The organism is Azohydromonas lata (assembly GCF_034427735.1).
GTDB classification, from domain to species: Bacteria; Pseudomonadota; Gammaproteobacteria; order Burkholderiales; family Burkholderiaceae_C; genus Azohydromonas; species Azohydromonas lata.
The window spans coordinates 26,781-34,921 of sequence record NZ_JAXOJX010000067.1 but is presented as its reverse complement, the minus strand read 5'-3'; the positions used below and the strand labels follow the sequence as shown (position 1 = coordinate 34,921).

7 protein-coding genes are annotated in these 8,141 nt (G+C 67.2%); 5 read left to right on the top strand and 2 right to left on the bottom strand.

Annotated elements, in window-relative coordinates:
• Positions 1-414: 414 nt before the first annotated feature.
• The gene (locus SM757_RS27800) at positions 415-1,560 is read left to right on the top strand and encodes a branched-chain amino acid ABC transporter substrate-binding protein (protein WP_322467860.1); all 1,146 of its coding nucleotides are present in this window, start codon (positions 415-417) and stop codon (positions 1,558-1,560) included.
• Positions 1,561-1,638: 78 nt separating this feature from the next.
• On the opposite strand, the gene SM757_RS27795 is transcribed toward SM757_RS27800, so the two are convergent.
• A complete protein-coding gene (locus SM757_RS27795) occupies positions 1,639-2,394 on the bottom strand; it encodes an SDR family NAD(P)-dependent oxidoreductase (protein ID WP_322467859.1) in 756 nt (251 codons plus the stop codon).
• A gap of 95 nt (positions 2,395-2,489) precedes the next feature.
• Here SM757_RS27795 and SM757_RS27790 point away from each other — a divergent pair, with 95 nt between their 5' ends.
• Both SM757_RS27790 and SM757_RS27785 read left to right on the top strand, forming a co-directional pair.
• Positions 2,490-3,452: a LysR family transcriptional regulator gene (locus tag SM757_RS27790; RefSeq protein WP_322467858.1), complete on the top strand. Its 963-nt coding sequence runs from the start codon at positions 2,490-2,492 to the stop codon at positions 3,450-3,452.
• A 191-nt stretch (positions 3,453-3,643) separates the two neighbouring features.
• Positions 3,644-4,777 (top strand): trypsin-like serine peptidase, encoded by a 1,134-nt coding sequence (locus SM757_RS27785; RefSeq protein ID WP_322467857.1) that lies wholly within the window; start codon positions 3,644-3,646, stop codon positions 4,775-4,777.
• Positions 4,778-4,861: 84 nt separating this feature from the next.
• Here SM757_RS27785 and SM757_RS27780 read toward each other — a convergent pair whose 3' ends face one another.
• A complete protein-coding gene (locus SM757_RS27780; RefSeq protein WP_322467856.1) occupies positions 4,862-5,896 on the bottom strand; it encodes an AraC family transcriptional regulator in 1,035 nt (344 codons plus the stop codon).
• A gap of 289 nt (positions 5,897-6,185) precedes the next feature.
• Here SM757_RS27780 and SM757_RS27775 point away from each other — a divergent pair, with 289 nt between their 5' ends.
• Both SM757_RS27775 and SM757_RS27770 read left to right on the top strand, forming a co-directional pair.
• Complete coding sequence (locus tag SM757_RS27775; RefSeq protein WP_322467855.1) at positions 6,186-6,953, top strand: 3-hydroxyacyl-CoA dehydrogenase; 768 nt, start codon at positions 6,186-6,188, stop codon at positions 6,951-6,953.
• Positions 6,954-6,983: 30 nt separating this feature from the next.
• Entirely contained in the window at positions 6,984-8,120 is a 1,137-nt protein-coding gene (locus SM757_RS27770; protein ID WP_322467854.1) for an acyl-CoA dehydrogenase, read from the top strand.
• Positions 8,121-8,141: the final 21 nt, after the last annotated feature.

Sequence of the window (8,141 nt, the reverse complement as noted above, 5' to 3'; positions counted from 1 at the left end):
CCTGGGTCACGCCGGAAGGCGGCGGCGGGCCCAACTACGCAGGGATGTGACCGGGGGATGATCGTGGGCGGAGCCTGTTTGCAAGGGCCGCCGGCCCGCCAGGGCGTTGAGCGAAGTGGAGTGGGGGCCTGTGTGTGCACCGCGTGTCCACCATGCCGTTGTCACCTGCCCGGGGGCCCTGCCGGCACTGATTCGCCTGCCGTATGCCGCATTCAACACCAGGCAGACCGACCGGCAGCGTTCAGTCGGCTTCGTGAAAGCTGCTGCCAATTACCATTGCCGGCGTAGCGAATCAGTCGGCTTGGGCCTGGCCTGCCACAGCGAGCCTCCAAGCCGTCCGGCTCGGTGCGCTGTCCGGGGAGCCGGCCCGCGGGCTCGTCCGGTACTGATGGCTCCACAACAGCAAGCCCTTCGATGAAGCAGTTTCCACTTGGCGTCCGGCAAAGCGTTTTCGCGTTCCTGGCCACGATGCTGGCTTGCGCAGCATCGGCGGCGCATGCGCAGGACGTTGTGAAGATCGGCCTCAGCAGCCCGCTGTCGGGTTCGCAATCCGCCTATGGCGCGGACAACCGCGACGGGCTGCTGCTGGCGGTGAAGGAAATCAACGCCAAAGGCTTCCAGGTCGGTGGCCGGCAGGTGAGCCTGCAGGTCGTCGCCGAGGACGACGCGGGCGATCCGCGGCAAGGCGTGTCGGTGGCGCAGAAACTGGCGGACGCCAAGGTCGGATTCGTCGTCGGCCCGTACAACTCCGGCGTCGCCATCCCGGCAAGCCGTGTCTACAACGACGCCGGCATGGTGGTGCTGACGGTGGGCGCCAATCCCAAGCTCACCGAGTTGGGCCACCCGCGCCTGTTCCGCATAGGCGGCAACGACAAGCAGGTGGGCGCGGCCATGGCCATCTACGCGGCCAGGGAGCTGAAAGCCAAGCAGGTCGCCGTGGTGGACGACCGCACGGCGTATGGGCAAGGGCTGGCGGCCGAGTTCATGGCCGAGGCCAGGCGTCAGGGGCTGAGCATCGTCAGGCAGGAATTCACCACCGACAAGGCCACAGACTTCACGGCCATATTGACCGCCATCCGTGCCGCCAAGCCCGATGTCATCGTCTTCGGCGGCTTTTCCTTGCAGGCCGGCCCCATGCTGCGCCAAATGGTTTCGCTGGGCATCCATGCCAAGCTCCTGGGCGGCGACGCCATTTGCGATACGGAAACCAGCCGGCTCAGCGCCGGGTTGGCCGATGGCAGGACGCTTTGCATGCAAGCCCGCCTGATTCTCGACAAGACGGAAGCCGGGCGTATTTTCGCCGCCAAATACAAGGCCACTTACCAGCGCGACCCTTTGACCTACGCCGCGAATTTCTACGATGGCGCCATGCTGCTCGCCGATGCCATGCAAAAGGCCAACTCCACCGATCCAGGAAAGGTGGCGGAGCAAATTGCCAAAGGTACTTATAAAGGTGTCGTGGGAGAGTATTCATTCACCGATGGCCACGACATGAAGACCTTGCCGGTGACGGTATATGGATTCAAGGGCGGACAACTCCAGCCTCTGGTTTCTTTTTGATCAGATATTCATCTGATTTCCAAACAGACAATTGCGTGGTTATTTCGGCCGCCGCAAAGGCGGCGGCGTGATCGGCATTTACAGGAACATGCCGCCTGAGGCTTCCACCCGCTGCCCGTTGATCCAGCCCGTGTCGTCGGAGAGCAGCGCCGCCACCGCGGCACCGATGTCTGCGGGCAGGCCCACCCGGCCCAGCGCCGTCTGCGTCGCGAGCTGCTGGTTCATGGCCGCGTTGTCACGCACCACGCCACCGCCGAAATCGGTCTCGATGGCACCCGGTGCCAGCGTGTTGACGCGGATGCGCCGGGCTCCGAGCTCCTTGGCCTGGTAGCGCGTGAGCACCTCGACGGCACCCTTCATCGCGGCGTAGGCGGCATAGCCGGGGACCGTGAAGCGCGCCAGGCCGCTGGAGACGTTGAGGATTCGCCCGCCGTCGGCCAGCAAGGGCAACAGCGCCTGGGTGAGAAAGAAGGGCCCCTTGAAGTGGATGCGCACCAGCTCGTCGAACTGCGCCTCGCTGGTCTGTGCGAACGGCGCATGGATGCCGACACCGGCGTTGTTCACCAGAAAGTCCAGTTGCGGCGCGTTCCAGCGGACGAGCTGTTCGCGCACGGCCTGCACGAAGGCCGGAAAGGCGGCGCTGTCGCCCACGTCCAGTTGCAAGGCCGCGCCGCGCACGCCGGCCGCTTCGATGGCGGCCACGGCGGCGTCGGCTTCGTCGCGCCGGCTTCGGTACGTGACAAGCACGTCGATGCCGCGCATGGCCAGGTGTTCGGCGGCGCTGCGGCCCAAACCCCGGCTTGCGCCTGTGATGAGTGCGATCTTGTTGGCCATGTAGGGCTCCGTTCAGGAAAGGGTGGAAGACGCGTCGAGCTTATTGGTTCAGTAAAAACGGATAAACATGGGTTGTCTGGCTAGACTGTGCAGCCATGACGAACAATTCAGAGCCACTGCCGCTGGATGTGGTGCAGGTCTTCATGCGTGTGGCGGAGTCGGCCAGCTTCACCAGGGCGGCCGAGTTGATGGGCATGCCGCGCACCAGCGTGTCGGCGGCCGTGCAGCGGCTGGAGGCGCTGCTGGGCGCCCGGCTGTTGCATCGGACCACCCGGCGCGTCCAGCTCACGCCGGATGGGGAGGCCTTCGTGCAGCGTGCCCGCGAGTTGCTGGCCGATGCCGAGGAGCTGCGCCAACTGTTCCAGTACGGACCGGCGGCGCTGCAGGGACGATTGCGCGTGGACATGCCCGTCGGCATGGCGCGCAACCTCGTGCTGCCGCGGCTGCCGCAGTTCCTGCAGGCGCATCCCGCGCTGCAGATCGAGCTCAGCAGCACCGACCGCCGCGTGGACCTGGTGGGCGAGGGCTTCGACTGCGTGTTGCGCGTCGGTCCGCTGACCGATTCCAGCCTGTTGGCCCGGCCGCTGGGGCGGCTGCCGCTGATCAATTGCGCCAGCCCGGCCTACGTCCGTGCCTTCGGCGTGCCGCAGTCGCTGCACGACCTGGCCACACACCGGCTCATCCATTACCTGCCGGGACTGGGTGCCCGCTCACCCGGTTTCGAATACCTGGACGAGAGCGGGCAAACGCGTCTCGTACCCATGGCCGGTGCGCTGACCGTCAACAACTCCGAGGCCTACCTGCACGGCTGTCTGGCAGGGCTGGGCATCATCCAGGCGCCGGAGCCGGCGATGCGGCCCTGGATGGATCGCGGTGAGCTCGTCGAGGTGCTGCCGGACTTCCGGCCCGCGCCCATGCCCGTGTCGCTGCTCTATGCGCACCGGCGCCTGCCGCGCCGGGTGCAGGCGTTCATGGACTGGCTGCAGGACATCATGGCCCCCTACCTTTCGTCCGGCACGGCTGCGCCAGGTGCGTTCAGCGCCACGGCACCCGGCTGAACATCCGACGGCCCTTGTTGACACCGGGGCGGCATTGCCAACGGGCCGCCATGCCGCCGGCCGCGCTTGTCGCCACGAAGAGCCTGTGCCCCTGCATCAACTGCCTCAAATTTCTTTGAACCGTTGCCCGGCGCGCCGCTACTCAGCCATGCCCGCCACCCAACCGTTCCACATAAAGGCATTGACGCATCATGAAGTACGCCTCCCTGTTTGCCCTGACCGCCACCGGCCTGGCCGCTTTCGCACTCCAGTCCGCGCAGGCCCAGTCGGTGTCCACCACGCCGGGTACGGCCGCGATGGCTGCCGCCGGGTTCAGTGACCTGGAGCTCGTCGGCGCCCGCTCGCCCATGCCCAAGGTGAAGTTCCTTCCGGCCTCGGCCTTCGACTACAACGCCGCCTCGGTCGAAGCCAGCTCGCGCGGCGTGCAGGCCGACCGGCCCGGCAAGCGTCCGGTGGCCAATGCGGCCATGCTGCTCCAGCGGCGCGAGCTCAGCGCCGCGGCCTTGGCCACTGCGCCCATGGCCGAAACCGCCGTGCCGGAAGCCGTGGGCACGGGTGGCATCCAGTTCACCTCCACGCGGACCTACCCGCGCCAGCAGGACCGCGCCTATCCCAGCAGCACCGTGGGCAAGCTGTACTTTCGCGACCAGACGGGCAACGCCTACATCTGCTCGGGCTCCATGATCAAGCCCGGCGTGGTGCTCACCGCCGGCCACTGCGTGCACAGCGGCAACGGCTCTTCGAGCGGCTGGTACAACAGCTTCACCTTCGTGCCCGGCTACAGCCGGGTAGGCACGACCGAGACGCGTCCCTTCGGAACCTGGAGCGGCTGGGCCAATGCCCGCACCTCCACCGCCTGGTTCAACAGCGGCGGCCAGGTGCCCAACGCGGGCGATTGGGCCTTGATCGTCTTCAACAAGGACAGCTCCGGCTGGCGCATCGGCGACTACACCGGTTACCTGGGCTACTTGTACCCGGCCCTGATCGGGCGCCACATGACGGTGCTGGGCTACCCGGCCAACCTTGACGGCGGCACGCAAATGCACCGCGTGGAAAGCATGGCCAACAACGCCGGCACCAACAACGGCACCTGGGGGTCCGACATGACCGGCGGCTCCAGTGGCGGTCCGGTGGTGCTGAACTTCCGCCAGGACTACACGGGCCTGTCGCCTTACACGCAGGACAACTACGCCAACCGGCTCACCAGCGTCGTGTCCTGGGGCTACACCAGCCCGAATCCGCAAGTCCAGGGCGGCGCCCAGTTCGACAGCAACTTCGGCGCCATGCTCAGCGCCACCTGCAGTGCCTACAGCTGGGCCTGCTGAAACGCGGCAAATCGACCGCATGCAAGCAGAAGAGGGCGGCCTGGAGAGGCCGCCCTCTTTCTTGAGGAGCATGCGCGGTCAACTTCATGGAAAAGTTTTCCGTACCGCCGCCTCGCTGCCGCGGCGGTAACTGCCCGGGCTGACGCCGGTCCACTTCTTGAAGGCGCGGTGGAACGCACTGGCGTCCTGGAAGCCCACCTGGGCGGCGATGTCCGTGACAGGCAGGGACGCATTGGCGAGCAGCTCAATGGCGATGTCGCGACGCAATTCGTCCTTCAAGCGCTGGTAGTTCAGGCCTTCGACCTGAAGGCGTCGTTGCAGGGTGGGACTGGACATGCACATCGTGCTGGCCAGGTCCTTCAATTCCGGCCAGGCCTCGGGCCTCAGCATTCGCAGGCGGCGCCTCACCATGCTGCTGATGCTGACGTCGTTGCGGTACTTCACCAGCACGTTGGCCGGCGCGTCGCGCAGGAACGCGCGCACGTTGGCCTCCGTTTCGACCACCTTCAACTCAAGAAGCGGGCGGGCAATGCGCACCTGCGTGACCGGTGCGTTGAAGATGGACGTTTCGCAGAACCGAACGCGGTAGTCGCCGGCATCGGCCGGCTCGGCACAGCGAAAGCTGGCTTCGAGCAAGGGAATGCGCTTGCGCACCAGCCAGCAGGCAAGCCCGTGCACGAGCATCAGCCACGTCGCGTAGGTGAACATGCGACGCGGCGGGCCATGGTCGTGCAGCCTGATCCACGCATGCTCCCCCTCGCAGTGGAGCTCTCCACGGAGGTCATCCAGCACCACGCGCAAGAAGGACAACATGCGCTGCAGCGCGTGGCCCAGCGTCGTGCAGCCCAGCACGGCATGGCACATCAGGCGGTAGCTGCCACGGCGCATGGGGTGGCTGTCCATGCCGAAGAACTCGTCGTCCATGGCGTCCGCGAGCGCGGCCCACAAACGGGCATACGTGACGGCCGGCACGCGCGCTCTGGGGGCGCCCAGCAACCCTTCTTCAATACCGGCCTGCCGCAGCATCGCCGCGGTATCCAGGTTCCTGGCCGTGGCGACCAACAGCGCCTCGTGCACCAACCCCATCGAGATGGTGCCTTTGTCGCGAGCGTCATTCATGGTTGCGTCTGGACCCAACGAGGGGCGGCAATTTTACCGGGCCGCTTTGGCAGGCCGCGCCCAACGCGCGCGGCCGCGGCGGCGGCGCGGCTTCCATTGGGGCTCCTGGCCCAGCGCCTGTGGGCCGGCACCCGCCGGCCCGGAGTGTCCGGACGCATCACGCACAAAGAGGTCTGCGGTCATCGGCAACCACCCCGCGCCTGCCTACGATGGCCGCGAGGTTCACGTCGCCACTGGCCGTGGACGTGCGGGATGAGATCGGTGGCGCAGCCACCCCAGGAGACAAGACATGCAAGTGAAGGACCGCAGTTTCATCGTCACGGGCAGCGGCTCGGGTCTGGGCGCCGCCACGGCTCGCCGCCTGGTGGCCGCCGGTGGGCGCGTGCTGCTTGTCGATCTGAACGCCGAGGCGGTCTCTGCCCTGGCCGGCGAACTCGGCGCGAATGCCCGCTTCGTTCAAGCCGACGTGTCGGACGCTGCCAGTGCACAGACCGCTGTGGCCGAATGCCGCAGCGCGTTCGGCCCAGTGCACGGGCTCGTCAACTGCGCCGGCGTGGCGCCGGCGGAGAAGGTGCTCGGCCGCGACGGCCCGCACAAGCTGGAGAGCTTTGCGCGCACGGTGCAGATCAACCTGGTGGGCACCTTCAACATGCTGCGCCTGGCGGCCGAGGCCATCGCGCAAAGCGCGCCCGGCCCGGACGGCGAGCGCGGCGTGATCATCAATACCGCCTCGGTGGCGGCCTTCGACGGCCAGATCGGTCAGGCCGGCTACGCCGCCTCCAAGGGCGGCGTGGTGGCGATGACGCTGCCCATCGCCCGCGAACTGGCGCGCCACGGCATCCGCGTGGTGACGATCGCGCCCGGGATCATGGAGACGCCCATGCTCAAGGGCATGCCCACCGAGGTGCAGGACGCCCTGGGAAAGACGGTGCCGTTCCCTTCGCGCATGGGCCAACCCGACGAGTTCGCGCGCCTGGTGCTGCACATCCTCGACAACGCCTACCTCAACGGCGAGGTGATCCGCCTGGACGGTGCCATCCGCATGGCATCCAAGTAAAAAGCTGAGGCAACCCCCGGAGAGTGCACAATGATCCCGACCCCCGAACAGGAAATGATCCGCGACGCCATGCGCACCTTTGCGCAGGAGCGCCTGGCCCCCTTTGCCGCCGAGTGGGATCGTGAGCACCGCTTCCCGCAGGAGGCGCTGCAGGAGCTCGCCGGCCTGGGTGCCATGGGCATGGTCGTGCCCGAGGAATGGGGCGGCGCCGGGCTGGACTACGTGTCGCTGGTGCTGGCGCTGGAGGAGATTGCCGCGGGCGACGGCGCCACCTCCACCATCGTGAGCGTGCAGAACTCGCTGGCCTGCGGCATCACGCTCAAGTACGGCACCGCGGAACAAAAGGACCGCTTCCTGCGCTGCCTGGCCACGGGCGAGTGGCTCGGGGCCTTCTGCCTGACCGAACCGCAGGCCGGCTCGGATGCGGCGGCGCTGCGCACCCGCGCCGTGCGCGACGGCGACCAGTGGGTGATCAACGGCACCAAGCAGTTCATCACCAGCGGCAAGCATGCGCAGGTGGCGATCGTGTTTGCCGTCACCGACAAGGCCGCGGGCAAGAAGGGCATTTCCTGCTTTCTGGTGCCCACGCAGACGCCCGGCTACATCGTTTCCCGCCTGGAGGAAAAGATGGGCCAGCATGCCTCGGACACGGCCACCATCACCTTCGAGGACTGCCGCATACCGGCCAACCACCTGCTGGGCAACGAGGGGGAGGGCTACAAGATCGCGCTGTCCAACCTGGAGGCCGGGCGCATTGGCATCGCCGCGCAATCGGTGGGCATGGCACGCGCAGCGCTGGACGCGGCCGTCAAGTACGCAAAGGAGCGCGTCGCATTCGACCGGCCCATCATCGAGCACCAGGCGGTGGCCTTTCGCCTGGCGGACATGGCCACGCAGATCGAGGCCGCGCGCCAACTGGTGCTGCACGCGGCCACGCTCAAGGACGCCGGGCAGCCCTGCTTGAAAGAGGCGTCCATGGCCAAGCTCTTCGCCTCGACCATGGCGGAGCGCGTGTGCTCCGACGCGATCCAGATCCACGGCGGCTACGGCTACGTCAGCGATTTCCCGGTCGAGCGCATCTACCGCGACGTGCGCGTGTGCCAGATCTACGAGGGCGCCTCCGACATCCAGCGCCTGGTCATCGCCCGCGCCGTTGCGGGCGCTTGAGCGACGCGACCGGCGCCACAG

What these genes read in the sequence shown, in the direction of transcription:
- SM757_RS27780 (WP_322467856.1), bottom strand. Translation starts at nt 5,896, where the DNA reads ATGAATGACGCTCGCGACAAAGGCACCATCTCGATGGGGTTGGTGCAC.
- SM757_RS27795 (WP_322467859.1), bottom strand. Translation starts at nt 2,394, where the DNA reads ATGGCCAACAAGATCGCACTCATCACAGGCGCAAGCCGGGGTTTGGGC.
- SM757_RS27785 (WP_322467857.1), top strand. Translation starts at nt 3,644, where the DNA reads ATGAAGTACGCCTCCCTGTTTGCCCTGACCGCCACCGGCCTGGCCGCT.
- SM757_RS27775 (WP_322467855.1), top strand. Translation starts at nt 6,186, where the DNA reads ATGCAAGTGAAGGACCGCAGTTTCATCGTCACGGGCAGCGGCTCGGGT.
- SM757_RS27770 (WP_322467854.1), top strand. Translation starts at nt 6,984, where the DNA reads ATGATCCCGACCCCCGAACAGGAAATGATCCGCGACGCCATGCGCACC.
- SM757_RS27800 (WP_322467860.1), top strand. Translation starts at nt 415, where the DNA reads ATGAAGCAGTTTCCACTTGGCGTCCGGCAAAGCGTTTTCGCGTTCCTG.
- SM757_RS27790 (WP_322467858.1), top strand. Translation starts at nt 2,490, where the DNA reads ATGACGAACAATTCAGAGCCACTGCCGCTGGATGTGGTGCAGGTCTTC.